A 26,045-nucleotide genomic window follows, 5' to 3' on the forward strand; every position below is an offset into this window, starting at 1 on the left:
GCACTTTGTCAGTGCGCAAGCGGCCATCAGGCTCGGCAATGCGCACCACGAAGGGCAGACCAAAAAATCGAAGCGGGAAAAACCCGGACCGTCCCTGGTCAGCCCTGCAAGCAAGCTCGCAGGGCGGAAATCGGGCCACGCTGACGATGGTGATCGATAAACACGCAGCCCTCCTTTCAAGACGTTTGGGTGTGGGGACTGAGTACACCAAAGGTCATGCGCTGGGCAAGAGGAGGGTAGCGTCGAGCGAGGCGCTGAAGCTGCCAATCTCCCCACTCGTGGGGAAATGTCCGGTCCACCCTCCGCAGCTGCAGCGCAGCTGCTGTGGAGGACGGGCAGGACAGAGGGGGCGCTGTCCAGCCGGCATTTCGAACGAACTACTTTCCGGGCCTTCCTGTCTTTGCGGGCCGGCGCTTTTCGCGGCGGGCGTCGCCGGGGGCTTCGTAAGAACCAATGCCGGCGCGTTGGCGCACGATTGGTTTGTCCTCGCGTTCCTTCGCGCCCCCGTCTGTCCTGCCGGCCCCAACAACGGGGGAGATCGGCTGTGGCTTCGCCGGCACTTTTCCCTCGACCGGTTTCTCGGTGCGACGCACGGTCATCTCGTCGAGAGAGTTTTTCTTGAACAGTGGTTTGGTCGGCTCGCCGGGGATGCCGAAATCCGAGCCGTGTGCTTCGGACGCCGACTGTTTCTTGAACAGCGAGCGCGACACGGCACCGGCCGGCGTCGGCATGTCGGTGCCTGGGCCCATGTCGTCGATCGACGGTTTGGCGAACAGGGGCTTCTTCACCGGCACCGCGCCATCGGCGCCCATCTCGTCGAGATCAGGCTTGCGGAAGAGATTGGGCCGGGCAGCCTTGGCTGCCTCTTCGGCGGCGCGTGCTTCGTCGAGCTTGCGGAACCGCTCCTGTTCCTCCGATGTACGATGCCTGGCCACGCCCTTGTTGTGCTTGCCTTTTTCGCGGCCCGAGACCGGGCTTTCCATATCGGCGTATTTGGCCAGCGGATCGTCGGAGATCGACATCTCCATCTCACGCAGCCGCTTGATCTCGTCGCGAATGCGGGCCGCCTTCTCGAAATCGAGGTTGGCGGCGGCGTCGCGCATCTGCTTCTCCAGCGCGTCCAGATGGGCCTTGAGGTTGTTGCCCATCATGGCGCCGGCGCTGTCGGTGAACTGCGAGATATCGGCGCGGACATGGTCCTTCTCGTAGACCGAATCCAGAATGTCCGAGATGCGCGACTTGACCGATTCCGGCGTGATGCCGTTGGCGGCATTCCATTCCATCTGCTTTTCGCGGCGGCGGTTGGTCTCGGCCATCGCCCGCTCCATCGAGCCGGTGACCTGGTCGGCATAGAGAATGACCTTGCCGTCGACATTGCGGGCGGCGCGGCCGATGGTCTGGATCAGCGACGTCTCCGAGCGCAAAAAACCTTCCTTGTCGGCGTCGAGTATGGCGACAAAGCCACATTCGGGAATGTCGAGGCCTTCGCGCAAAAGGTTGATGCCGACCAGCACGTCGAAGGCGCCGAGGCGCAAATCGCGCAGGATTTCGATACGCTCCAGCGTGTCGATATCGGAGTGCATGTAGCGCACACGCACGCCTTGCTCGTGCAGATATTCGGTCAGGTCCTCGGCCATGCGCTTGGTCAGCACGGTGACCAGCGTGCGGTAGCCGGCCTTGGTCGTCTCGCGGATCTCCCCGACGACGTCGTCGACCTGGGTCTTGGCCGGGCGCACCTCGACCGGCGGGTCGATGAGGCCGGTCGGTCGGATGACCTGCTCGGCGAATACGCCGCCGGACTGCTCCATCTCCCAGCCGCCGGGCGTTGCCGAGACAGCGACCGAGAGCGGGCGCATGGCGTCCCATTCCTCGAAGCGCAGCGGCCGGTTGTCCATGCAGGAAGGCAGGCGGAAGCCGTATTCGGCAAGCGTCGCCTTGCGCCTGAAGTCGCCGCGATACATGCCGCCGATCTGCGGCACGGTGACGTGGCTTTCGTCGATGAAGACCAGAGCATTGTCGGGGATATATTCGAACAGTGTCGGCGGCGGATCGCCCGGCTGGCGTCCGGTGAGATAGCGCGAATAGTTCTCGATGCCGGCGCAGGAGCCGGTGGCTTCCAGCATTTCCAGATCGAAGCGGGTGCGCTGTTCCAGACGCTGCGCCTCCAGCAGGCGGCCGGCGCGCTCGAGCTCGACCAGACGGTGCTTGAGCTCTTCCTTAATCGACTTGATGGCCTGGTTCAGCGTCGGGCGCGGCGTCACATAATGCGAATTGGCGTAGATCTTGACGCTTTTCAGCTCGCCCGTCTTCTGGCCGGTCAGCGGGTCGAATTCGGTGATCGCCTCGATTTCGTCGCCGAACATGGAGATGCGCCAGGCGCGATCCTCAAGGTGGGCCGGGAAGATCTCGATCGTGTCGCCGCGCACGCGGAAGGAGCCGCGCACGAAATTGATGTCCTGGCGCTTGTATTGCTGGGCGACGAGGTCGGCGAGCAGAGCGCGCTGGTCGAGCCGGTCGCCGATCTGCATCTGGAAGGTCATGGCGGTATAGGTCTCGACCGAGCCGATACCGTAGATGCAGGAGACCGAAGCGACAATGATGACGTCGTCGCGTTCGAGCAGCGAGCGCGTCGCCGAGTGGCGCATGCGGTCGATCTGCTCGTTGATGGAGGATTCCTTCTCGATGAAGGTGTCGGTGCGCGGAACGTAGGCTTCCGGCTGGTAATAGTCGTAGTAGGAGACGAAATACTCCACCGCATTGTCGGGGAAGAATTTCTTGAACTCGGAATAAAGCTGCGCCGCCAGCGTCTTGTTCGGCGCCAGGATCAAGGCGGGACGCTGCGTCTCCTCGATCACCTTGGCCATGGTGAAGGTCTTGCCCGAGCCGGTGACGCCCAGCAGCACCTGCGTGCGGTCGTTGTTTTGGACGCCCTCGACAAGGTCCTTGATGGCGGTCGGCTGGTCGCCGGCCGGCTCGAAATCCGACACCATCTTGATGGTGATCCCGCCTTCGGACTTTTCCGGCCGGGCAGGCCGGTGCGGCGTCCACAGCACGCCGTCCTTGTGCAGCGGATTGCCGGATTCAATCAATGCCGAGAGAGCCGCCACCGTCGCGGTGACGCCGCTCGACGTCATCGTCTCGGCTTCCTCGAGCGAGACGTCGAGGCCGGCGACGGGATTGAGGCCGGCCGCCGCGCGCTCGCGGGCTGTCGCCGCGCCGCCCATCGAGGTGCCACGCGCCGTGCGCCCGGGCGCCGCGGAGCGCTCGGGGATCTTCTTCGATGGCTTCGGCGACTTGCCGCCGTCCTTGCCGGCCTGGCGCCCTTCGCGTTCGGCTTCCTGCTCGATCTGCTCGGCCCAGTCCGCGACCGAACCGGTGAGCGGCGTGCCCGACAGTTCGGGCTGCGGCATCTCGGCGAAGCCGCCTTTGTGCAGCGGTTCCGAGGCGTCGAGGAAATCGGTCAGCGGGCTGCGCCGCTTGGGCGCGGCGCGGTCGTCATTCGCCGTCGGCGGCGTTCTCTTTTCGGTGGATTTGGCCATGTCCGGAATATGGGAGGTCTCGGCGAAAATGGAAAGAGCGCGATCAGCCGAGGCGCACCACCAGATGCCGCTCCTGACAGAAGGCTGTCAGGAGGAGGCAAGTGCCGGTGATGCCTGCCTATTGCGGTCAGGCGCCGCGTGCGTTGTCCGCCACGCGTGTCGGCGATCCGTTCAGGCGCGGCACCACGACGAGGCGCTTGATTTTGCCCTTCTTGAAGGCGGCGAGGAAGCGCGCATAGTCCTTGAAGGCGACGCATCCACTGGACTGTGCGTAGCGGCCCCGAAGCAGGTAGGTGTGGGCCAGCAGCCCGTCGCGGTTGTATTTATTGCGGCCATCGACGGGTGTCAGACGCAAAGCCTCGACACCATGAAAGCGCGACTCGCGCAAGGACAGATTGTAGGTGTTGGGCGGTGTCGGTCCGCGGTTCTTCTGATCGGCATAGCGCGGCTGGTCCGCCATGGCGCCGATGCCCGAATGCGCTTCGAGCCTCGAACCGTCGGGCATGTAGACGGTCTTGGCGCTGATGTCATAGATGGCGACACCGCTGCCGGCTCCGCTCCTGGAGCCGCCCGGCGCGTTGAACAGGTTCCTGAACGCCTGGCCGAGGCCGCCCGAAGGCGTGTCTGGCTTTGCATAGGCCAACGCGTCGCCGCCATCCGCCGGCCGGCCCTGCCGGGCCGGCTTTGCCGGCTGGGCTTGCTGGATCGGCTTTGCCGGCTGGGCTTGCTGGACCGGCTTTGTCTGAGGTGCCGGCTTCTGCTGCACGACCTTGGGCTGTTGAGTCGGCTTTTCCTGCTCCACGGACTTCAACGGCTCCGGCGCGTCGAATTGCGGCCGACGGGTCGGCAGCGGCACGTCATCGGTGAGCGCGTCGGGCAAGGCCGCGGCATCGCCCGGCTGTTCCTGCTGGGTTTCGACAGGCGAAACCGCGACATCGGCCGAAGAGTCCGTCATCGGCAATGGCGAGGCGAATGCCTCGTCCTCGACAGGCAGCGAGCGGGCAAGCGCGAGGGCCAGTTGCGAATTGTCCGGCGTGCCGGCATCCGGCTGGGCAAAATGCATCGGCTGCGGCGCTGTCTGGACAACCACCGAGCCGGTGTCGATCCGGGCGAAGCGCTCCGCCGCGGGTGCCGGCAAGTCTTCAGACAGGCTGGCGACGAGCTTGGCGCCCGGCACCAGCGATGCCTCGGCGACCTGTGGAGCGGAGGTTGAGATGATAGGACGGGCGGGTGCGCCGGCCGTGGCCACGGGCTTGGCCGCGTTGGCGAAGGCGGCGGCGAGCTTGCTTGGCGAGAGAGATGCTTCCATGCGCTCGAAGCGCTCCTGCGAGGTCGTCTTGGCGACCGGGACAGGGTGTGCCGTGGACGCGGCCACGAGGCGCGCCGACTTTTCCGCCCGAGGAGCGAGCGCGGCCAGCCTGAAGCATCCGGAGCCGCATTGCACGGCGTGGTTCTGCAGCGCCTGCGTGCCGCCATCGGCGTTGGCCAGTGCGAATGGCGCAGCGGGCATCAGGAAATGCTGTTTCAGCGGATCGGCAAGAGCGAGCGAGCCCGGCATGGCCAGCCTCTGCGGCAGGACGCTCGACGTCGACGACAGCGAAGCGCCGACGGAGCTCAGACCAGCCATTGTCCCGACCAGCCACAGGCCAACGGCAGCGCTGACGCCGGGCACCGCGACCCAGCGGACGATCCGCTTAGAGTTGAAGGATGAGGCACGTGACGCGTTGCCGGCAGCTTCGCCGTCCCAACGCCTGTCCCCGACAATTTTCTTACTCAAGAACGCCATTCAACCAATCTTGCTCCAATCGGCTCCCACGTCCGCGGCTGTGATAGCCGCGACGACCATTCTGTGAGTGATCCCAGGTGGTCCCCGACGCGTTTGCCGCGCCTGTCTTTGGTTGCCGATTGCTTCAAAATATGGACAAAGTTGGTTAACCAATCCCTCTCAAAACCAACCGAGAGACGTGGACTTTGTGCCAAAAAAGGCTCGTCCACGACCATGAACGCGGTATTGCAGCCCTTCCAAGAGTATTTTGCTGCCTGCTTTTAACGGCCGAGTCAAGCAAAACAGCTCTTGCTAATTGAAGCGAATGGCCGTTTCAGCGGGGCCGCGACGGTGGCGCGTGTCATTCCGTACTCCCGAGAAGGCCCAGTGCGTCGCCCCAAAACTGCTATCCGCCCGCAGCAGATAACCGACCCGTACCGCGGTTTCGCGGCGACCATTGATCGGCCACCGTGTTGGCGCGGCGGTTCGCGCCGGAGGAGGCGGAAGCGGTGCTGTACCAAGGCGCGATTTTCTAGGGTTTGCAATGGAGCTTCTACCTCCCCCTTGTGGGGAGGTTGGACCGCAGGTCCGGGTGGGGGGCTGGCGCTGACCGCCCAGGAACGCAGCCCTCTTGGGCCCTCAGTTGAACCACAGCGCAAACGTCAGGAAGCCACCGCCGCCGAACTCGCTCTGGATCTGGTCGAAATCGTCGCTGGTCAGGATCCTGCCGCTTTCGAGATAGGGCGCGATGGCCGGGCCGGTGATCGACAGCACCAGGTCGAAGGGTTTCGGCTCGTCGAAGAAGCGCTTCATGTTGATGCCCTTGCCGGTGATGCGGAAATGCGGCAGCAGCACGCGGCCTTCGAGCAGGTCCTCGGCCATGGTCAAGGTGGCGAGCCAGGCCGCGACCTGCTGCTCTCCGACTTCGAGGCCGGTGAGCGGGTTTTCGCCCTTCTGTTGCGGTCCCGGCAGCCATTCGCGGTCATTGTCGGTCTCGGCGCGGATCGCCTTCCAGTCCTCGCGCGACAGCCGGATCATCTCCAGCAGGTGACGGCGCGCCGCCTGCCGCCGCTCGGGCTCGACCACCGGCCAGTTGACAAGATGCACCAGCGAGATGAAATCGGCGATGCGCCATTCCGAGGAGAAGATGCTGCTGCCCATGTCGCCAGCCGGCGGAACGAGGATGTCCTGCAACGGCAGTTTTGCGCGCGGGAAGAGCATGTGGAAGGAACCGTCGAACGTGCTCCTGAAATCATGCGCCAGCCAGAAATCGGCCTGCGCCATCAGGAACTCGGCATAGCCCTGCAGCCAATAACCGTCGGCGCGGTCGAAGCGGAAGGTGAGCGCAGGCGCGGCATCGTCGGGCGCCACGCCGCGCGACAGCGAGGCCATTATGGCGGCAATGCTTTCGTCCGGCGCGATCGTGCCGTCCTCGTCGAGGTCGATGCCGACCTGGGTGAGGTCGATGACAATGCCGATATCGGCATCGGCAGGCACCGAGCCCAGCGTGGCTGCGGATTTCTCGAGCCGGTTGCGGAAGGCGACCAATATGGCGCGGAACTGTTCGTAGGTCAGCGGTTCGGGGTTCGGGTTTTCCGGCACAGGCAGCCGCATCAGCGGCAGCATGAAGGATCGCGGGCTCTCGAAGCCGTGGCGGTGCAGACCGCTGGCCAGCAATTCCAGCGCGGTGAAGAATTCGCCGGCGCCGGCGGCATAGGCGGATGCCGGGTCGGTGGATGCGGCTGCCTCCAGCGTCGAGAGCGCCGTGTCGCGCGCGACCACGGTTTTGGCCTCGAACAGAGCGGCCGCGGTTTCGGGCATGGCGGCCTGCGCCGAAGACATCGGCAGAACCAGAGCAAGTGCCAATGCCAGCAGACTTGCCAGTGGTGTCATTTTCCCCCTCCCATGCGCGTCGTGCCGGCAATCATACACGCATTTGCAATGCCGCGTCTGCCGGCCCTGACGCATGATTGTCATTGGCTGGCTTCAACGCGCCCGGCGGACGGTCTACACAGGGCAAACGATTGGACATCGCGTGTCGAACTATCCGCTCTCCTACAAACTGTCGTGGCTGCCGCGATTCCTGAAACCGTCGCTGGCCGGCGACGCACAGGGCTTCGCGGCGATGGCCGGGACAATCATGGATCCGGCACCGAGGCAGACGGTGCGGCTCGCCTTCGTCGGTGACATTTCGGCGGTGGCCAACCGCAGCGCGCCCGACTGTGATCCGGTGATCAAAACGCTGCTTGGCGCGGCCGACCTGGTGATCGGCAATTGCGAAAGCCCGATCGTGGACAAGCCAAGCGCCGTGCTCGGCACCAGGCTCGGCACCCATCACGCGATGAGCGAGCGCTTTCTCGGCGACGCGTTGGCGGCAGTCGGCATCTCGCGTGAAAGACTGGTGCTGTCGCTGGCCAACAACCATGTGCTCGACCAGGGCGTCGCCGGTTTCGATGAGACCGTGGCGGCGCTGAAGCGGCTCGGTATCGGCACTATTGGCCTCGCCGGCAACGGCCCGGTACAGCCTGTCGAAGTCGGACCGCTGACTGTCGGGTTCGCCGCCTTCACGTTGTGGCGCAATGCGGGCGAGGACCTGTTCGCCGGCCGCGTTTCGATGGAAAGCGATATTGCCCGCCGACGAGGTGACGGGTTCGATCTCCTCTGCGCCGTGCCGCATTGGGATTGGGAGTTCCGCCACTTTCCGCGCGCCGAAACGCGGAGACTGGCGAGGCGCCTGGCAGGGCAGGGCGTCGGGCTGATCGTCGGCCACCACGCCCATGTCGTGCAGCCGGTGGAGCGGATCGGCAATACGATCGTCGCCTATGGACTTGGCGATTTCCTCGGAACCGCCCTTGTCCGCCAGCCTTGGCCGGGACGCATTGGCGGGATCCTTGTCGCCGATATCAGCGCCGATGCGGAAACGCGGGGGTCTGTCGTTTCCTACCGAATGCATCCGTTTGTGCGGCTGCGCGCCGGGGATCATGAGCGGCTGGCGCCGGTGGAGGGATTGGAGGGCCGCATGCGTGACAAGGTGGAGAGGCGGTTGAGCGCGGTCTTTCCGTAACCACAGGTGGTGGACATTGGCCAAAATCGCCATGTCGGCGCTTTTCCAAGCGCTGATGATTGGCGAAATGAGGGGCGGCGCAAGCATCTGTTGAAGAGGCGCCACAGTCGATACTTCAGACAAAACCGGCTATCATGAACCGGTCCAGGCAAGCGGGGGTGGCGGTGGAAACAGCGGATTTCATGCCCGGCGACGCCGTGGTTGCCGGCATCCGGAAAAACATCGAGGCTTATGAAGCGGCGCGGGCCTCCGTGGTGCGGCAGGTACGCTGGCGGGTGCCGCTGTTCGTCGGTTTGGTGCTGGCGACGGTGGTGCTGATCGCCTGGCTGTTCAACAAGGTCGCCGATCCCAACGAGCAATGGTTCTCGACGCCGCATGTGTTCCTCTATGTCGTCGGTTTCGCAGCTTCGATCCTGCTTTATTTCCAGGCGATGAAGCCGGCGACGCGGCTGCAGCAATCATTTCGCAAAACACTGCTGCCCATCATCTTCGGCTTCATCCGCGACGTGCGCTACGCGCATGGCGGGCGGCCAAATTCCTTCGACCGGCTGCCGCGCGAGGCGGTCGGGCCGTTCAACCGGCAGTCGTTCGACGATGTCGTTTCCGGCCGCTACGAAGAGTTTTCGTTCGAGCTCTACGAAGCGGAACTGCGGGAAGGGACAGGCAAGGGCTCATCGACGGCTTTCAAAGGCGTGATCGTCGCCTTCGAAGCCATCGAACCGTTGCCGGGAATCCTGGTGGCGACGCGGCGGACCAATGCCGTCGTCGGCTTCTTCCGTGGCATGTTCGCCAGCAAGATGCAGGAACTGTCATCCGGCGTGCCGGAACTCGATGCCGCCTATGAGTTCCGCACCGACAATGCCGAGGCGGCGCAGCCATTGGTGAGCGGCCGGTTGGCGCAAGCGCTGAAATGGCTGGGCGAAACCTGGCCGGAGGAACCGGCGCGCGTGGCCCTCAACGGCAGCGACGGTTTTCTGCTCCTGCCGCAGGCGAAGAATTTCTTCGAATTGCCCGCCATTTCGGTGCCACTGGACTACCAGACCCATGTCGCGCCGATGATATCGGATATGGGCGCGATGCTGGCGACGGCAGCGCTGGTGCGCAAGATCGGCGCCAGGGACGAAGCGGCTTGATCAGCCGGCGTTCCCGTCAGCAATCGAAGCCGTACTTTTCGCGCATGTTGTCCGCCTCTTCTTTCGACATTCGCTTGAACATCACGCAGATCGTGAAGCTGCCGACCTGATGGCCGTCCCGCGTATATCCCCAGTCGGAAATGTCGTCCCTGGTGAATTCTATGTTTTGGCCGAGCACGACGTTGTGCACTGCCTCCGGCTCATTGGCCAATATGCCGACAAACCCTGTCCCGGCACGGCGGAACGGTATGACCCAGAAGTGCTCGGTGACATGCCCATCCCGCACCTTGACCTTCAACTTGAACCTACCTGTGCCGGAGGGAGGCATTTCGGACAGTGCCAGGAATTCATCGAGGCCGGCGAGCGCCTGCGCGGTCGCCGCCGCCATGTCGGGATCGCCCGGAGCGAAGATGATCCCCTTGTCGTCACCCGGATCCACGCCTTGCGCGCCGACCGATCCCGGAGCAAGCGCCAGCATCAAGGCTGCCGCAGTTCGAACCGCTGGTTTCATGGAAGGCCCCCCTTCATCGTTGCGGTCGACACAATGCTGCATCCCCATCCGGTTTGCAACCTTTGCGCGAGTCTTGTCTCTTCAGGTCCAAGGTGGCGGCGACCGTTGATGACAGACCGGGATGGTGACGCCGGTGAAGAAAGTTTCGTCCCTACAGCTTGCTCGGCACCAGGCCAGCCAGCCAGTTGGCTGACCGCTTGGCCACGTCGGCGGTCGCCGATACAGCGCGGCCAAGATCGGTCTTGACGACGGCATAGCCGTTTTTCGTACGATAGAGCACGCCGGTGCCGCCATCGACCACCTGTTCATAGGCGACCGGCCGCGCGGCCGCCGCTTCCATCGCCGTCGTCGGCGAGCCGACCGGGACCGTCGGCCTGTGGCTCAGCTCGGGCGGCAGCGTCGGTTCAACGGCGCGGCTGGCGGGCCTCAGCTCCGGGCGCGAAGCGGTCGCGGCCAGTTGCGAGGAGGACGCGGAACCTTTCGCGCGGCAGATGCCAGAGACGAGCGGATAGTTGAAATTGCGCTCGTGCAGCATCTGGCTCTTCATCGCCGCTTCGCACTCGGCGATGGTCGACCACTTGGCCGGCGTCTCGCCGATATATTCGCAAAGCTTGGCGTCGCAGTCGCAGCCGACGATGGTCATGGCGACAAGGGCGGTCTTGATCACGGTCTCGTCCCCTCGATGTGCCCCTCGGCAGCCCATTCAGGTGCATGTCGCTGTCCAAACCGGTCCCTGAGCGGAGCCCGCGGGCACGCTTTGGGCGACATGCGACAGTCCATCGCGCGCGAACAAGGCGGGATTTGGCCGCGATTGTGAAATGAGCGTGGCGGGGCGCTCGACACGGCCGTTCTCCGCGCAGCGTGGCCGAAAGGCCTCAGTAGTCGTAGACGTGCTCCAGCCTGGCGCCTGACTTGATCAGCGCCGGCAATACCAGATGCAGCCTGGGTACGGCTACGACCATGCCGGTGCGGCGTGTCGATGGATCGGCCGGCAGCGGATAGCTGAACAGGATGCGCATGCCTTCGGGGACGGCGATCGAATCCGTGGAGAGCACGGTGATCATGATCTCGTCGTTGCCGCCGATCTCGACGAATGAGACGCCCTTGTCGATCAGGCGCGGAATCATGTCGGTGAACATCTGGTAGCGCTTGGTGACGAAAACGGTGCCGTCGGGGCCGTAGTCGCGTTCGAGCAAGGTGTCGGCTTCGTTGCGCGTCGCTTCGCCGACCGGTCCCTTGGCCCAGACGTGGATGTCGAGCAAGGCCGGATCGGACGTTGCCGCGAGTGCCTGCCTGATCAGGCTGGCATAGAACTGCTTGATCGTGTCGGCGAGGCCGAAGGCAAGCTTTCGTTCGCTGGAGCGCACGGCGCTGTCGCCCGGCGCCGGCTGGACCGCGAAAAGCCCGGCGCGCTTCTCGGCATAGGGAAACTGGTACCACGGCCCCTGGTCGAGGAAGGCGGCGTATTCGGCCGCCAACTTGCCCTGGTAGATGTCAGTCGCCGTGCGCCTGCCCGCAATCGCCTCGGTGATGCGGCCGACCGTGTTTTCATAAGCCCATTGCACGGCATGCTCGATCGTGTGGCTGGTGCCGATGACGACCGGCATCTGGTGGTTGGCGTAGTTGAACTTGTAGGCGGAGCTGGCGCGGATCACCATGGCGTAGTCCTGCCAGAAGCGGCCGACATAGGCGAAATAGGGAAAGCCGCTCGGCTGGTCCTTGGCGACGAAGCCGGCATATTCGCGCGCGGCATAGACGATGGCCCATTCCGGGTAGGTGAGGAAGGTCGATTCCTCAGGTCGCTGGTAGCCGGGGATTTCGGCGCGCACCCTGGCGGCGAGCGCCGGCTGCGGTGCACCTTCGGCGATACCCGGCAACGGTGTCTTGTCCAGCGACGGCGTCGTCAGGAAACCGTAGGCCAGCCCGGCGATCGGGATCAAGACAATGATGACGATCAGCCAGAGGATCGTCCTGATGATACGCTTCATGAAGCGAAACAGGACCATGGCCGGTCAGGCCATGGCGGCGGCAAGCTTCTGGATCAATGTCATGAAGTATCCCCCTTCAGCGAACCCGCCAGCAAACGCAAACGGACTCTGACAGGGCGATACTAACCGATTTTGGCGCGCGGTGAAGCGGCGCCCGCAACTTCGCCGGGAAGGCGCTTGAGCGGGAAGCAAAAAGACAGTCGGCGCCGGGATTTCTCCCAGCGCCTCCCTGTCAGACCAGGACACGGTCACGGCAGCAACTCCCCTAAAGTCGTCGCACCAAGCCGGCCTTGATTTTGACGGTCCTGCCAGTCGCCGCCCGAAGGCCGCGCCCGTTCCAGACCACGCCGGTCTCCACCCTTGCGGGCTTTGCCCTGCGGCCATCGAAGGTTTTTGCCGTCCTTCATGGCAGCATCGGTCCGCCGTCGGCGTTGGCACGCTTTCCGCGGCCCCGTAGGTCTCGGCTTCCGTCCCTCGAAGCAGGCGAGCCTGCTCTCGCTTCGGGCCGTACGGGCCTCAGGAAATCCGCCTTTCACTTTCGCCTTTCGGCTGGGCGATCGGTAGCCGCCTGAGATGGGTTGAACTTACGCCGGCCAAGGGTGCTGGGGAATGCCCGCGGGCCTGTGGATAGCGGGATTATCGGGGACCATTGCCAGATGCCTCGGAATTTCACGCTCCAAGGCCTTACACAGCCTGCCCTGCTTTTTTCGGCACGCGAACCGAGAGCGCCTATTGCTCCGCCAACGGGCGCGGGCTTCAATGCCGGCAAAGGGTCGGGCAGTGCGTGCCTGGCGCCTTGCGGGGAGGGATGCGCATTGAAGGTCGGGGTGGTGCTCAATCCGATTGCCGGCGGCGGCTGGCTGAAACGGCACTGGTCGGAGGTCGCCGCTTCGTTGAAAACTCACTTCGGCGATTTCGAACTGCGCGAAACGCAGGCCGAAGGCGATGCCGAAAGGCTGGCGCTCGACCTCGCGGCAAACGGGTTCGACCTGGTGATCGCGGCCGGTGGCGACGGCACGGCCAGCGAGGTGGCCGACGGCCTGTTGCAGGCGTCCAAGGAAAACGGCCGCGCGCCCGAACTCGGTCTGCTGCCGTGCGGCACGGGTATCGATTTCGCGCGCGGGCTCGGCCTGCCGAAGGAGGTGGACGCGACGCTGAAGCGGATCGCCGGGGCCAAGGGCAGGGCGGTCGATGCAGGGCGCATCTGCTATATCGACGACCATGGCGCGCTGGCCAGCCGGCACTTCGTCAACATTGCGAGCCTGGGGCTCTCGGGCACTACCGATCGCGCCGTCAACGCCGACAAGCGCAAGGGCAAGGTTGCGGCCAAGATGTTGTTCCTGTGTCGCACCGTGGTCGAATTCGCCCGCTACCGGTTCCAGGATGTAACGATTTCAGTCGATGACGGCGCGCCGGTCGAGGCGCGCATGGCGCTGGTCGCGGTGGCCAATGGCAAATTCTTCGGCGGCGGCATGATGATCGCGCCGGACGCCGAACTGACCGACGGCCAATTCGACATCGTCATCCTGCGCGCGGCCAGCAAGCTGAAGCTGATCTGGGATATCCGCCTGCTCTATGGCGGCAGGCATCGCAACCATCCGGCCATCACCATCCTGCGCGGCAAGAAAGTGGTTGTCGAACCGCTCGGCGACGTGGAAAAGAACGGCGCGCTGGTCGACATCGACGGCGAGTCGCCCGGGCGCATACCAGCGACCTTCGAGATCCTGCCCGGCGCTCTGACGCTCAGATATTGAATCAAGACGTTGCGGCTTTGATTCAGGTCGCTCCGGTCCTGATTCCAGATGAGCGCTCAACCTTTTGAAACCGCTTCAAGTTTCCCGGATTCAGATTTCCAGTTTGGACGGAAAACCGGGCGTGCGCAGGTCGGCGCCGACAGCGTCCTCGATCAATTTGACGATCTGGGTCGACCAGGCGCCGCCGCCGTAAGCCGCCTTGCCCTGCTCGAAAATCGCATTGACGCGCGATGCCAGTTCCACCGGCACACCGAAATCCCGACCCATGCCCAGCGCGAAGCCGAGGTCCTTCAGCGCCAGGTCCATGGTGAAGCCGATGTCGTAGGAGCCGTTCAGGATGAGTTGGCTTTCGGTTTCGTGGACGAAGCTGTTGCCGGAGGAGGCAACGATGGCGTGATAGGCTTGGGCGAGGTCGAGCCCGCCTTGCCTAGCCAGCATCAGCGCCTCACCGGCGGCGACGAGATGGATGAAGGCCAGCATGTTGGTGATGACCTTGATCACCGCCGCCGAGCCGATCGGGCCCATCAGGAACGACTTCGCGCACATCGCATCGATGGCAGGGCGATGACGCTCGTAGAGGGCGGCATCGCCACCGACCAGCGCGGTGATTTTCCCGGCCGCCGCCAGATGCACGCCACCGGTGACCGGGCATTCCAAGGTCTCGATTCCCCTGGCCGAGGCGAGGCCCGCGAGGCGCACGATCTCGTCGCGGCCATTGGTCGACATCTCAATCCAGGTGCCGCCGGCGGGGAGGCCGTTGAGCAGTCCAACAGGCCCGGCGAGAACCGCCTCGCTGGCCTTCGGCGATGGCAGGCAAGTTATGGCATTGCCCGCCCGCTCAGCCGCCTCGGCGGGGCTGCCGGCAGCAATAGCGCCGAGCGCCACGAGGCGCTGGACGGCGGTGGGCTCCCGGTCGAACACGGTGACGGCAAAACCGTTGCGCACCAGGCTGGCGGCAAGTTTGCCGCCGAGATGGCCAAGGCCGATGAAGGCGTAGCGTTCGCTCACGGCACCAGCGGCGTTTGCATCATCTGCAAATGCAGGTCCTTGCCGGTGTAGGGGTGAGCGTCGCAGACGTCTTCGTTGAGTTCGACGCCGAGGCCAGGTTCCTTCGACGGGATGACGTTGCCGTCCTGCCACTCGATCTTCTTCTTGAGCAACGTGGCGTGGAAACCGTCCCACTGCTTCAGCGATTCCAGGATCAGGAAGTTGGGCAGCGTCACCGCCAGCTGGATGTTGGCGGCGCCGACGATCGGTCCGCAATAACAATGCGGTGCGATCTGGATGTGGTAGGCCTCGGCCATGGCGGCGATCTTCTTGGTTTCGAGAATGCCGCCGGAGCGGCCGAGGTCCGGCTGCAATATGGTCGCGGCGCGGTTCTCGATGACGCGGGCGAATTCGAACTTGGTCGTCAGCCGTTCGCCGGTGGCGATCGGGATGGAAGTCGCGCGGGCGACCTGCGCCATGACTTCGGGCATATCGGGCGGCACCGGCTCCTCGAACCACAAGGGGTCATAGGGCTCGATGGCACGGGCAAGGCGCAGGGCGCCGGAGGCGGTGAACTGGCCGTGCGTGCCGAACAATATGTCGGCACGCGTGCCGACCGCCTCGCGGATCGCCTTGATCATGCGGGTCGAGACGTCGATGTCGAGCAGGCGCGGCTGGTGGCCGTCAAAGGCGGTGTAGGGACCGGCCGGGTCGAGCTTGACGGCATTGAAGCCCTGCTCGACATATTCGAGCGCGCAGGCCGCCGCCATTTCGGGGTCGTTGTAGACATTCCTGCCGTCCGGGGCGTCCTCGGAATGGACGCTGCCGGTATGCGGATAGAGGTAAGTGTAGGAGCGCAGCGTCTCGTGCACCTGGCCCCCGAGCAGCTTGTAGACGGGTTTGTCCGCTTCCTTGCCAATAATGTCCCAGCAGGCCATTTCCAGCGCCGAGAAGCAGCCCATGCCGGACACGTCGGGGCGCTGCGTGAAGCCGGAGGAATAGGCGCGGCGAAAGAAATTCTCGATGTCATGCGGATCGCGGCCGACGAGATAGCGCTCGGCCATGTCCTCGACCATTCTGGCCGTGACATGGGCGGAGAAGGTGGCGTTGTAGGCTTCGCCATATCCGACCACGCCGCCATCGGTGACGAGCTTGACGAAGATGAAATACTTGCCGCCGATGCCGGGCGGCGGATTGCCGACAACCCAGGTCTTGACGTCGGTGATCTTCATTCTTGGTCCTCCAGAACCAGTTCGGCGCCTTTCCATCCGGTCAGGATCGAGGCGGCGTTGGTGTTGCCGGTGATGTTGTCGGGAAAGATCGAGGCGTCGATCACGCGCAAGCCTTCCAGCCCATGTACCTTGAGCCGCGGATCGACCACGGCGCGCGCGGGATCGGGTCCCATGCGGCAGGTCGAAACCGGATGATAGACGGTGCCGGAGCGTTTCCTGAAATCCGTGATCAGGTCGGCGTCCGAAGTGATTGATGGGCCTGGCAAAACCTCCTCCGCGATGATCTCGGCCATGGCCGGCATCGAGGCGATCTTGCGCACGAATTTCACCGCCGCCAGCATCTCCTCGAGATCGGCATTGGTCGAATAGGCGTTGGCGACGATCTTGGGATGGTCCAACGGATTGCTGGAGCGGATCATGATCTCGCCGCGGCTCGACGGGCGGCAGTTGGACAAGCCGATCGAGAAGCCCGGCCAGGGGTCGGGAGTCAAAATCGGGCGCTCGCCGCTCTTCGGGATCACCGTCGAAAACGCCTGGAAGTAGAGCTGCATGTTGGGGCGCGAAAAGGCGGGGTCGGTGCGGAAGAAGCCACCGCCATGGTTCATCGACAGCGACAGCGGGCCGGAGCGGGTGAGAATGTACTGCATGCCGACCATGAGCTTGCCCCACCAGGGACGCAGTATCTGGTTCAGCGTCGGCAGCCTGCCCTTGAAGGTGTAGTTGATGCCGACATGGTCCTGCAGATTGGCGCCGACATTCTCGTTGGCGTGAATGACCGGGATGCCAAACCCGTTGAGCAGCGCCGCCGGGCCAATGCCGGAGAGCTGCAAAAGCTGCGGCGAGTTGATCGAGCCGGCGGACAGGGTGATTTCGCGGCCGGCGCGGGCCGTCTTCGTCTGGCCCTTCTGCAGATATTCGATGCCGACCGCACGCTTGCCTTCGAAAAGGATGCGGCTTGCCAGCGCGTTGGTCTCGACACGGACGTTTGCGCGCTTCATCGCCGGGCGCAGGAAGGCGCGCGCGGCCGACATGCGGCGGCCGTTGCGGGTCGAGATCTGGTAGACGCCGACGCCTTCCTGGGCAGCGCCATTGAAATCGGAGTTGAACGGCAGTCCGGCCTGCTGGCCGGCGGCGAGGTAGCGCTTCGTCAGCGGGTGGACGGCATCAGACGTATCGCTGATGTGCAGCGGGCCACCTCTGCCACGCCATCTATCGGCCCCGGCTTCATTGTCCTCCAGCGCCTTGAAGGCCGGCAGCAGGTCGTCATAGCCCCAGCCGGGATTGCCCGCGTCGCGCCAGTCGTCGAAATCCTCGCGCGCGCCGCGGATCCACACCATGGCGTTGATCGAGCTGGACCCGCCAAGCAACTTGCCGCGCGGCCAGTGGTCGACATTGCCGCCAAGACCGGGATCCGGCTCGGTCTTGTAGTTCCAGTTGACCGTGGGATCGAAGAAGGTCTTGCCGTAGCCGAGCGGCATCTGCACGTAGAAGCGGCGGTCGCTGCCGCCGGCTTCGAGCACAAGCACCGAAAAGCGGCCCGAGGCCGACAATTTATCGGCGAGCACCGAACCGGCCGAGCCGGAGCCGACGATGATGAAGTCGTAGGTCTGCATGATGGGTATGGCCGGCTCCGGAAATCTGGCCGCAGCCTAGACGGGGCGGGCTTGCCGCGTCGCTGGGCCTTCCGGCATGCGTTGTGAAAAAAGCGACCGCGATGCCGGATCCAGTTGCGGGGAACCCTTAACAATCCCGCTTGATACGCATGGGGTCGACAGCTTATGCGAGGACATCGGCCAATCTGCGCAAGGCAGGAGATCCCATGCGTGTCCTGTCGGATGCTTTCATTCCCGAACTGCCGGGTCACTACAAGGGCAAGGTCCGCGAGAATTACGACCTCCCGGACGGGAGGCGCATCATCATCGCCACAGACCGCCTCAGCGCCTTCGACACCATCCTGACCTCGATCCCGTTCAAGGGCGAGGTCCTGACGCAGACGGCGCGGTACTGGTTCGAGGAAACCGCCGATATCTGCCCGAACCATGTTCTCGAATATCCCGACCCGAATGTCGTCGTCGGCACCAGGCTCGACATCCTGCCGGTCGAGATCGTCGTGCGCGGCTATCTGGCGGGCACCACCAGCACCTCGATCCTGACCCGCTATCGTCGCGGCGAACGGGACATGTATGGCATGCGGCTGCCGGACGGCCTGCGCGACAATGAGAAGCTGGCCGAACCGATCATCACGCCGACCAGCAAGGCCGCGCATGGCGGCCATGACGAGCCGCTGTCCAGGACCGAGATCATCGAACAGGGCCTGCTCACCCAGGCGCAGTGGGACACCGTCTCGGATTACGCCTTGAACCTGTTCGCCCGCGGCCAGGCGCGTGCCGCCGAACGCGGCCTGATCCTCGCCGACACGAAATACGAATTCGGCATCGACCAAAACAGGACGATCATCCTGGCCGACGAAATCCACACGCCCGACAGCAGCCGGTACTGGATCGCCGGGAGTTACGAACAGGCCCTGGCGAACGGCACTCGGCCGGAGAGTTTCGACAAGGATTTCATCCGGTCGTGGGTGACGGCGCGCTGCGATCCCTACAGGGAGCCTATTCCGGAAATCCCGGATGAGATCGTCGAACAGGCCTCCAAAGTCTATGCGCAGGCTTACGAGGCCATCACCGGCAAGACGTTCGTCCCCGAGGTTTCCGGGCATACTGTTCTCGATCGCATTCGAGCGAACCTCGAGCGCTATTTATAGAAGGCCGCGAGCCCTTGCGGGGGGACTCGAAATGAAGGTCCGAGCCGTGGATCGCGATCGTCTCGCGTTGACGCGTTGGCGCCTTGACGATACGGGATCAGGGCAGTCAATCTCTGGGGATAACTCGCATGGTGCATTACGCGGACGGGCGGCCGATCGGCGATCTGACGCTGCGCACGCTGGCCATGCCTTCGGACGCCAATGCCGCCGGCGACATTTTCGGCGGCTGGGTGATGGCGCAGATGGACCTGGCCTGCGGCATCCGCGCCGCCGAGCGCGCCAAGGGCCGCGTGGTGACGGCGGCGGTCAAGGAGATGTCCTTCGCCAAGCCGATGAAGATCGGCGACACGCTGTGCATCTACACCCATGTCGAGCGCGTCGGACGCACCTCGATCACGCTCAAGGTCGAGGCCTGGGCGCAGCGCTATCTCTCCGACCTGATGGAAAAGGTCACGCACGCCGATTTCGTCATGGTGGCGCTGGACGGCGAGGGCAAGCCGAAGGCCGTTCCAGCCGAAAACTAAAGCCTGGGAGCGCTGTGAAACTGTCTTTCAGCCCTGCGGCGGCGGTGCAGGCACGAAGACAATCAGTCAATGATTGCTGAACGACTGTAGAATTTCAGCCATGCAGGCCATCGAATTTCGCACGCGCGGCCCGCACGCGCGTGGTGTTCCTGCGCGCCCATTCGCCGAGCGCGCTGACGGGGACCAGCAGTTCATGGCCGAGTTCGGTCAGCTCGTAGTCGACGCGCGGCGGAATGGTCGGGAACACGGTGCGGGTGACGAAACCGTCACGTTCCAGCCCTCGCAAGGTGGTGGTCAGCATCTTCTGCGAGATGCCGCCGACAGCCGCGCGCAGCTCATTGAAGCGCAGCGGTCCGTCGCCGAGCTTGCCGACGACGAGCACGGTCCACTTGTCGCCGACGCGCTGCAGGATTTCCGAAACGGCACGGCAGTCTTCGGTGTTGTGCGGGTTCCTCAGTAACAAAAAGGTGCCTCCTTGCGCATGAAGTTGACAGGAACTCATATAGCCCCGGTATCCAAACGATACCAGTCTTACCTGCCCAGGAATTGCTTACCAGGAGAGCCCCTATGTCCAAACCCAAGATCGCCATCATCGTCGGTTCGACACGCGCCGCGCGCTTCGCCGACGTGCCCACCCAATGGATCGCCAAGATCGCCAAATCGCATGCCGATATCGAGGTCGATGTCGTTGACCTGCGCGATTTCCCGATGCCCTTCTTCGACGAGGTCGCATCCTCCGCCTGGGTGCCATCGACCAACGAGGTGGCGCAGCGCTGGCAGAAGAAGGTCGCCGAATATGACGGCTTCATCTTCACCGCCGCCGAGTACAATCACGGCCCGACGGCCGTGCTGAAGAACGCCATCGACTACGCCGCCAATGAATGGAACAAGAAGCCGGCCGGCTTCGTCGGCTATGGCAGCGTCGGCGGTGCCCGCGCTGTCGAGCAGCTGCGCCTCCACGCGGTCGAATTGCAGATGGCGCCGGTCAAGTCGGCCGTCCATATCGCCTGGGGCGATTTCCTCGCGGTGCGCCAGGGCGAGAAGAAGCTCGAGGAGATCGAGCACCTGAACCAGGCCGCGACCGCGCTCGTCAACGACGTCGCCTGGTGGGCCAAGGCGCTCAAGACCGCGCGCCAGGCCGACGCCATAGACGAGGAAATCAAGGCGGCCTGACCGCCTCGAAATCATCCTCCCAAGGATGTGGGGCGGCGCTTGCGCCGCCCTTTTCAATTGCGGAAGGCTGCTTGCTCGTCCCGCCCTGGCCGTGGCCGGATGACGCAGTCGGCGAGGCGATGCTTTTCGTTCAGTTCGTCGGCGTGGTGCTGGCCCCATTGGCACAGCGCCAGCAGGATGGGCTCGAGGCTGAGGCCGAGCGGCGTGGCGGAATATTCGACGCGCGACGGAACTTCGGCGAAGATTTCGCGGCTGACGAGACCGTGCTCCTCCATTTCGCGGAGCTGCTGGATCAGCACTTTCTGGGTGATGCCCGGCATCAGCGCCTTGAGTGCGGTCAGCCGCCTTGGGCCGTCGAAGAGATGGTAGAGGATGACCGCCTTCCAGCGCCCTGCGATCACTTTCAGGGCACGCTCCGCCGGCAGCAACGGCAGTCTCTTGGTTATTCCGGCCATGGTCACCACCTGGTCAGCAGGGGACAAATGAGTGTGTAGTCGAGGCCCCGCAGATAGTGGCAAACCGCGGCCGATGCCATAGCGATCGGAGTTTGCCATGAAAGCCGTACAATTCAGCCGTTTCGGCGGCCCCCAGGTGCTGGAGATTGTCGACCTGCCGACACCGGAGCCGCAGGCCGGCGAGGTGCTGATCCGCGTTCATGCCGCCGGCATCAACTTCTTCGAGGTGCTGATGCGCGCGGATCGTTATGCGGTCACGCCACAATTGCCGATGGTTCCCGGCGTCGAGGCGGCGGGGGTCGTGGAGGCCGTCGGGCAAGGGGCGGACGATACGCTGATCGGGACCCGGATCGCGGCGCCCTTGTTTGCCTCGACACGCTCTTTTGGCGGCTATGCCGAGCATGTGACGATCGACGCACGCTTGGCCGTTCCCTTGCCGGATCCGCTTTCGTTCGAGGAGGCGACGGCGTTGATGGTGCAGGGGCTGACCGCCTTTCATCTGTTGCGGCAAAGTCCGCCGCCGAACAGGACGGTTTTGGTTCCCGCCGCCGCGGGCGGGGTCGGTTCGCTGCTCGTCCAGTTGGCGAAGCGCCAAGGCGCGCGCCGGGTCATTGGGCTCGCCGGCGGCAAGGCCAAGCTCGACGTCGCCATGTCGCACGGTGCCGACATCGCCATCGATCGTCATTCCGGAGACTGGGTGGCCGAAACCAGAGACGCCGCGCAGGGTGGTCTCGATACGATCTATGACACCGTCGGCGGAGCGATGACCGGGGACTTCCTCGATATCCTGGCGCCCGGTGGCGAGCTCGTGTTTGCAGCACTTGGCCGCTATGCGCTTGGCGTTGCCCGGCTTGAGGCGATGATCGGCAGGAATCAGTCGTTGAAGGGCTTCGCGCTGCTCCCGCTGCTGTCCCCTGGAGTGCTGAGAGCGAGCCTTTCGGAGCTTTTCGATCTGGCTGCCAGCGGCGACATTGTCGTCACGACTGGCGGGCGCTTTCCGCTCGACCAAGCCGGCGAGGCGCATCGCCTGCTCGAAGAGCACCGCTCGATCGGCAAGGTCGTGCTGATGCCCTAGCGTCGGGCTGCCGCGCAATCCGCTGGGGATGGAAATAGCCTTCGGCCCAAAATCGTGCGTGTCAAACGCCGGCGACGGCGAAAAGCCACGCCAGGATATCGAACAACAAAAGAACCAGCGCGATCTGCAATGCTACCCGAAGCCGCTGGATGATGCGCCAGTTGCTGGCCATGTCGGCCTTGATGCGAAGGGCAAGCGCGCGCTGCATGGCCGATATCTTCAGCGGCCTGTCGCCATCGACATAGTGATGGAGCAGCTCTTCCGGATCGAAGCGGAACGTGTATTTGTGATAGGGCCAAAGCAGGAAGACGATCAGTCCGCCGATGCCGAACAGCAGGGCCACTGCGATCCAATCCCAGAGCCCGAGCCCGTCGGAAAGCGCCCTTGCGCCAAGCAACGAGTTTACAAACGCGGTGGCGAAGATGAGGCTGCCCGCGCGCGTGTTCATGTTCTCGACGAGATTCTGCTGATGATTGAGGCCTCGCACCGCCTCCTGATAGATAAATGCCAGGCGAGGATCGTCGTCGGCAGGATCGCTTGCGACTGCCGTGTTGCTGTCTCCGGCGCCGGTACGTTCAGTCATGAGAATGCTCTATGCCGCATCGGTGATGCGTCACCTTAGCTCAAAATCCCTTGGCGCTAAAACGTGCCGGAGCATCAGTGGCGAGGTGAAACCACTTGGCGTCGCAGAAAAGCCGAACCAGGCGGGAAACGCCATGCACGTTTCCTGGAGTTGTTCTAGCCACCCCATGAAAGCGCGAAGCGCCGATCATTGTAGTCTTTGAGATATCGGGAGTGGATCGGCGCGGCGAGATGCCGGGATTTCATGTAGACATATGCCGAGACAGGCGGCCCGCCATCGACAGGCTCTGCTTCGATCAGCACGCGCAAATTTCCGGGCTTGCCAACGGATTCGATCCTGTCGAGGTTTGCCAAGGCGCGATCGTCCACGGCGTAGAGTTCGCCGCCGACCTGGAAGCCGACGCCTGGTTCATTGAACATCATCGGAGCGAAGCGAGGTCCAGCGAAGGGGAAAGCCTTTCTTCAAGGTACCAAACACGAAGAGTTTCCGCATCATGCGCGGGGAACGCCGGCCAAGCTTGGCAGTTCATCTGTTTTCATCGGCGTTCGGGGCAGCGGAAGTGAGCAAGACAGCGGATTCAGCATCGTATCCGGGCTGAGGCGTGGAGCTGTGAAGGTTGCTTTCGCGCGATGCCGGACCGATACGGGTTGGCCCTCCATATGGGCGGAGCTGCCATCTGGCTCGGCCGTTCTGCCCTGATATATCCGGCCGCGATCCATCACATGAGCAAAGCCCCGTGAAGTCATCCAGCCTGGCAGGCGTCGTTTCCCCCATGATCCCGGTGCTGGTGTGCGCGCTCGGCATCTTCCTTCTGTCGGGGATGGATGCAGCGATGAAGGTTCTGGTCATTGCCGTGGGCGTCTACAACACGGTGCTATGGCGCAGCATGCTGGCAACCGTGGTCGCGGGCGCCGGCTGGTCGGCAGGGTCGCGTTCATTTCCCGCCCTTTCCGTGTTGAGGCTGCATGCGCTGCGTGCCGTTGTTGTCGGCATTGTCTTGCTGTCGTTCTTCTGGGGGCTTGCCAGGCTGCCGCTGGCGGAGGCGATCGGCCTCAGTTTCGTGGCGCCGCTGTTTGCGCTCCTGCTGGCCGCACTGTTGCTGGGCGAACGGATACAGCGACAGGCGATCTGGGCATCGCTGGCCGGCATTGCCGGCGTCGCAATCATAATAGCCGGACAGTTCGGGCATGCGACCTATGCCGAGGATGCCCTGCTCGGCACGGCCGCCGTGCTGGTATCGACGGTGTTCTACGCCTACAATCTGATCCTCGCGCGGCAACAGGCGCTGCTGGCCAAGCCGATCGAAATCATGCTGTTCCAGAACCTTTGCGTTGCCGTCATCCTCGGTCTCGCGGCACCCTGGCTTGCCATTGCGCTGCCAAGCGAGCTCTGGCTTCCTCTCGCCGGGGTGACGGCGCTTTCGCTCGCCGGCCAATTCCTGATGAGCTGGGCCTACGCGCGCGCCGAAGCGCAATATCTGATCCCGACCGAATACTCCGCCTTCATCTGGGCGATTGCGCTTGGGTGGTTCTTCTTCGACGAGGCGGTGACCTGGACCACGCTGGCGGGAGCGGGCCTCATCGTGGCCAGTTGCCTGATCGCCTCGCGCTCGAACCCGAAGCTTTCCGAACCGATCGAAGCCGCGGTTTGACGGTGTTCCCCTGCGACAAATAGCAGGCACTGCGCCGCCGGCCCGAGGCCTGTTCCCTCGCTCGATGCGCCAGCCCTCGAATTCGCCCATCGCTCCAGAGCGGCAATGTTACGGCCCGCCAGAAAGCCGGAATCGCTTTTTTGTGACCTACGTCAGGCGTAGCAGCAAGTATATCGCCGTTTTCTCGGTATAAGCGAAAATTTTATTAAAAGTTTTACTGACTTCATTACGATTTATAGACCATTTCTTGGCCTCTAGTGCTTTCGTTTCGAAAAATGTCACCCAACAGTCGATGTAATGCTGAACTGTGTGGCAAGCTCCTGGAACGACATCGTGCATGGCAACGTTGCTCCGTAAGCGGTTGCCGTTTCGAATGACCTGAACAGGCGCGAGGAAAGGATTTCCTGATGAGCACCGTCGTGAACGCCAAAGGCATCCCTCTCCCCTACACGGGCACGTCCACCCATTGGTTCTCGGCGACCGGATCCGGGCCGGAATTGCACGGCACCTCCGGCAACGACTCCTTCTGGGGGGACGCCAGCGTCAACGTCACCATCTATGGCGGCGCGGGCGACGACTACTATCACCTCTATTCCACCAACAACAAGGTGGTGGAGGATCCCGGGGCTGGCATCGACACGATCGACACATGGATGAGCTACAAGCTCCCCGACAATTTCGAGAATCTCGTCGTCACCGGCAACAATCGCTATGCGTTCGGAAATGCGTTGGACAACATCATCAAGGGTGGCTCGGGCCATCAGACGCTGGATGGCGGTCAGGGCAACGACGTGCTGATCGGCGGCAGCGGCGCCGACACTTTCATCATCACCAAGGGCAATGGAAGCGACCTGATCACCGATTTCGGCGCGGACGACACGGTCCGCCTCAATGGCTACGACTTCATGTCTTTCGACGACGTCAAGGCACATATGACCCAGGCAGGATCGAACCTTCTGCTGAACCTCGGATCCGACGAGGTGCTGGTGTTCAACAACACGACGGTGGACAAGCTGGCGCCCAGCCAGTTCGAACTGCCGATCGACAAGTCCGGAATGACGCTGTCCTTTTCCGACGACTTCAACACGCTCAGCCTTTGGAACGGCCATAACGGCACCTGGAATTCCAACTTCTGGTGGGGAGCGCCGAACGGAAGCACGTTGAGCAGCAATGGGGAGCTGCAATGGTACATCGACGCCAATTACGGCCCGACCAGCTCAGTCCACCCGTTCAGCGTGGAAAACGGGGTGCTCACCATCACCGCGGCGCAAGCGCCCGAAGACATCAAGCCACTGATCAACAATTACGAATACACCTCGGGCATCCTGACGACCCACGAAAGCTTCTCGCAAACCTACGGCTATTTCGAAATGCGGGCGGACCTGCCCGAAACGGCCGGAGCCTGGCCGGCCTTCTGGCTGCTGCCGGAAGACGGCTCGTGGCCGCCGGAACTGGACGTCCTGGAAGCGCGCGGGCAGGATCCGAACACGCTCATCATGACGGCGCACACGAACGAGACGGGACAGCACACCAAGGTCTCTTCCTCGGTGAATGTTTCGGACACCGACGGCTTCCATACCTATGGCCTGCTGTGGACACCGGATACGCTCGTCTGGACCTATGACGGCGTAAAGGTCGCCGAAGCCGCGACGCCGTCCGACATGCACACGCCCATGTACATGCTGGCCGATCTCGCCGTCGGCGGTTTTGCCGGCGCGCCTCCCGACCATCTCGCCACGCCGGCGGAGATGAAGATCGACTATATCCGCGCCTATACGCTGGATGACCTGCAGCACCACCCCCTGGACGTCGCGGGCGACCACTCGGTCTGAGCGCCGATGTCTCGGGAC

At 63.6% G+C, this 26,045-nt stretch carries 22 protein-coding genes; 9 read left to right on the forward strand and 13 right to left on the reverse strand.

Annotation, left to right across the window (positions count from 1 at the left end; translation table 11 throughout):
• Nucleotides 1-377 precede the first annotated feature (377 nt).
• From uvrB to FJ959_RS21540, 3 genes are all read right to left on the reverse strand, one after another.
• Entirely contained in the window at nucleotides 378-3,539 is a 3,162-nt protein-coding gene (gene uvrB / locus FJ959_RS21530; RefSeq protein ID WP_140631855.1) for an excinuclease ABC subunit UvrB, read from the reverse strand.
• Between the two features lie 127 nt (nucleotides 3,540-3,666).
• A complete protein-coding gene (locus tag FJ959_RS21535) occupies nucleotides 3,667-5,325 on the reverse strand; it encodes a DUF2778 domain-containing protein (RefSeq protein ID WP_140631858.1) in 1,659 nt (552 codons plus the stop codon).
• A 618-nt stretch (nucleotides 5,326-5,943) separates the two neighbouring features.
• Complete coding sequence (locus tag FJ959_RS21540; protein WP_140631861.1) at nucleotides 5,944-7,197, reverse strand: hypothetical protein; 1,254 nt, start codon at nucleotides 7,195-7,197, stop codon at nucleotides 5,944-5,946.
• A 142-nt stretch (nucleotides 7,198-7,339) separates the two neighbouring features.
• On the opposite strand from FJ959_RS21540, the gene FJ959_RS21545 reads away from it, so the two are divergent.
• Nucleotides 7,340-8,368 (forward strand): CapA family protein, encoded by a 1,029-nt coding sequence (locus FJ959_RS21545; protein ID WP_140631863.1) that lies wholly within the window; start codon nucleotides 7,340-7,342, stop codon nucleotides 8,366-8,368.
• Between the two features lie 164 nt (nucleotides 8,369-8,532).
• Nucleotides 8,533-9,501 (forward strand): DUF3137 domain-containing protein, encoded by a 969-nt coding sequence (locus tag FJ959_RS21550; RefSeq protein ID WP_140567164.1) that lies wholly within the window; start codon nucleotides 8,533-8,535, stop codon nucleotides 9,499-9,501.
• A 16-nt stretch (nucleotides 9,502-9,517) separates the two neighbouring features.
• Here FJ959_RS21550 and FJ959_RS21555 read toward each other — a convergent pair whose 3' ends face one another.
• From FJ959_RS21555 to FJ959_RS21565, 3 genes are all read right to left on the reverse strand, one after another.
• A complete protein-coding gene (locus tag FJ959_RS21555) occupies nucleotides 9,518-10,012 on the reverse strand; it encodes a DUF2314 domain-containing protein (RefSeq protein ID WP_140495986.1) in 495 nt (164 codons plus the stop codon).
• A 151-nt stretch (nucleotides 10,013-10,163) separates the two neighbouring features.
• A complete protein-coding gene (locus tag FJ959_RS21560; RefSeq protein WP_140631866.1) occupies nucleotides 10,164-10,679 on the reverse strand; it encodes a hypothetical protein in 516 nt (171 codons plus the stop codon).
• Between the two features lie 208 nt (nucleotides 10,680-10,887).
• A complete protein-coding gene (locus FJ959_RS21565; RefSeq protein WP_140516848.1) occupies nucleotides 10,888-12,018 on the reverse strand; it encodes a hypothetical protein in 1,131 nt (376 codons plus the stop codon).
• Between the two features lie 797 nt (nucleotides 12,019-12,815).
• Between FJ959_RS21565 and FJ959_RS21570 the strand changes: the two genes are divergently transcribed.
• Nucleotides 12,816-13,754 carry a diacylglycerol kinase family protein gene (locus FJ959_RS21570; protein ID WP_140516846.1) on the forward strand — a complete coding sequence of 313 codons (939 nt, stop codon included), beginning with the start codon at nucleotides 12,816-12,818 and terminating at the stop codon, nucleotides 13,752-13,754.
• A 90-nt stretch (nucleotides 13,755-13,844) separates the two neighbouring features.
• On the opposite strand, the gene FJ959_RS21575 is transcribed toward FJ959_RS21570, so the two are convergent.
• Genes FJ959_RS21575 through FJ959_RS21585 form a run of 3 tightly spaced genes read right to left on the reverse strand, consistent with a single transcriptional unit; the run spans nucleotide 13,845 to nucleotide 17,586 of the window.
• Entirely contained in the window at nucleotides 13,845-14,762 is a 918-nt protein-coding gene (locus FJ959_RS21575; protein ID WP_140631868.1) for an NAD(P)-dependent oxidoreductase, read from the reverse strand.
• Nucleotides 14,759-15,973 (reverse strand): mandelate racemase/muconate lactonizing enzyme family protein, encoded by a 1,215-nt coding sequence (locus FJ959_RS21580; RefSeq protein WP_140631871.1) that lies wholly within the window; start codon nucleotides 15,971-15,973, stop codon nucleotides 14,759-14,761. The genes FJ959_RS21575 and FJ959_RS21580 overlap by 4 nt, the downstream gene beginning before the upstream one ends.
• The gene (locus FJ959_RS21585; RefSeq protein WP_140631873.1) at nucleotides 15,970-17,586 is read right to left on the reverse strand and encodes a GMC family oxidoreductase N-terminal domain-containing protein; all 1,617 of its coding nucleotides are present in this window, start codon (nucleotides 17,584-17,586) and stop codon (nucleotides 15,970-15,972) included. The genes FJ959_RS21580 and FJ959_RS21585 overlap by 4 nt, the downstream gene beginning before the upstream one ends.
• A gap of 206 nt (nucleotides 17,587-17,792) precedes the next feature.
• Here FJ959_RS21585 and FJ959_RS21590 point away from each other — a divergent pair, with 206 nt between their 5' ends.
• The gene (locus tag FJ959_RS21590; RefSeq protein WP_140631875.1) at nucleotides 17,793-18,734 is read left to right on the forward strand and encodes a phosphoribosylaminoimidazolesuccinocarboxamide synthase; all 942 of its coding nucleotides are present in this window, start codon (nucleotides 17,793-17,795) and stop codon (nucleotides 18,732-18,734) included.
• 128 nt (nucleotides 18,735-18,862) lie between these two features.
• On the forward strand, nucleotides 18,863-19,258 hold the full coding sequence (locus FJ959_RS21595; protein WP_140560632.1) for an acyl-CoA thioesterase: 396 nt from the start codon (nucleotides 18,863-18,865) through the stop codon (nucleotides 19,256-19,258).
• 94 nt (nucleotides 19,259-19,352) lie between these two features.
• On the opposite strand, the gene FJ959_RS21600 is transcribed toward FJ959_RS21595, so the two are convergent.
• Nucleotides 19,353-19,721 carry a helix-turn-helix domain-containing protein gene (locus FJ959_RS21600; protein ID WP_181165214.1) on the reverse strand — a complete coding sequence of 123 codons (369 nt, stop codon included), beginning with the start codon at nucleotides 19,719-19,721 and terminating at the stop codon, nucleotides 19,353-19,355.
• Nucleotides 19,722-19,825: 104 nt separating this feature from the next.
• On the opposite strand from FJ959_RS21600, the gene FJ959_RS21605 reads away from it, so the two are divergent.
• The gene (locus tag FJ959_RS21605; RefSeq protein WP_140495977.1) at nucleotides 19,826-20,431 is read left to right on the forward strand and encodes an NADPH-dependent FMN reductase; all 606 of its coding nucleotides are present in this window, start codon (nucleotides 19,826-19,828) and stop codon (nucleotides 20,429-20,431) included.
• 53 nt (nucleotides 20,432-20,484) lie between these two features.
• On the opposite strand, the gene FJ959_RS21610 is transcribed toward FJ959_RS21605, so the two are convergent.
• Nucleotides 20,485-20,886: a helix-turn-helix domain-containing protein gene (locus FJ959_RS21610; RefSeq protein ID WP_140560633.1), complete on the reverse strand. Its 402-nt coding sequence runs from the start codon at nucleotides 20,884-20,886 to the stop codon at nucleotides 20,485-20,487.
• Between the two features lie 97 nt (nucleotides 20,887-20,983).
• On the opposite strand from FJ959_RS21610, the gene FJ959_RS21615 reads away from it, so the two are divergent.
• Nucleotides 20,984-21,961, forward strand: a complete 978-nt coding sequence (locus tag FJ959_RS21615; RefSeq protein ID WP_140631878.1) for a zinc-binding dehydrogenase — start codon at nucleotides 20,984-20,986, stop codon at nucleotides 21,959-21,961.
• A 61-nt stretch (nucleotides 21,962-22,022) separates the two neighbouring features.
• Here FJ959_RS21615 and FJ959_RS21620 read toward each other — a convergent pair whose 3' ends face one another.
• Together FJ959_RS21620 and FJ959_RS21625 are read right to left on the reverse strand one after the other, a co-directional pair.
• Nucleotides 22,023-22,544 (reverse strand): hypothetical protein, encoded by a 522-nt coding sequence (locus FJ959_RS21620; protein ID WP_181171948.1) that lies wholly within the window; start codon nucleotides 22,542-22,544, stop codon nucleotides 22,023-22,025.
• 155 nt (nucleotides 22,545-22,699) lie between these two features.
• Nucleotides 22,700-22,963, reverse strand: a complete 264-nt coding sequence (locus FJ959_RS21625) for a gamma-glutamylcyclotransferase (protein ID WP_246678994.1) — start codon at nucleotides 22,961-22,963, stop codon at nucleotides 22,700-22,702.
• Nucleotides 22,964-23,316: 353 nt separating this feature from the next.
• On the opposite strand from FJ959_RS21625, the gene FJ959_RS21630 reads away from it, so the two are divergent.
• Both FJ959_RS21630 and FJ959_RS21635 read left to right on the forward strand, forming a co-directional pair.
• Nucleotides 23,317-24,195, forward strand: a complete 879-nt coding sequence (locus FJ959_RS21630; protein WP_140516990.1) for a DMT family transporter — start codon at nucleotides 23,317-23,319, stop codon at nucleotides 24,193-24,195.
• Nucleotides 24,196-24,602: 407 nt separating this feature from the next.
• Nucleotides 24,603-26,027 (forward strand): family 16 glycosylhydrolase, encoded by a 1,425-nt coding sequence (locus tag FJ959_RS21635; protein WP_140631884.1) that lies wholly within the window; start codon nucleotides 24,603-24,605, stop codon nucleotides 26,025-26,027.
• Nucleotides 26,028-26,045: the final 18 nt, after the last annotated feature.

It is taken from the genome of Mesorhizobium sp. B2-2-4 (assembly GCF_006442375.1).
GTDB lineage: Bacteria > Pseudomonadota > Alphaproteobacteria > Rhizobiales > Rhizobiaceae > Mesorhizobium.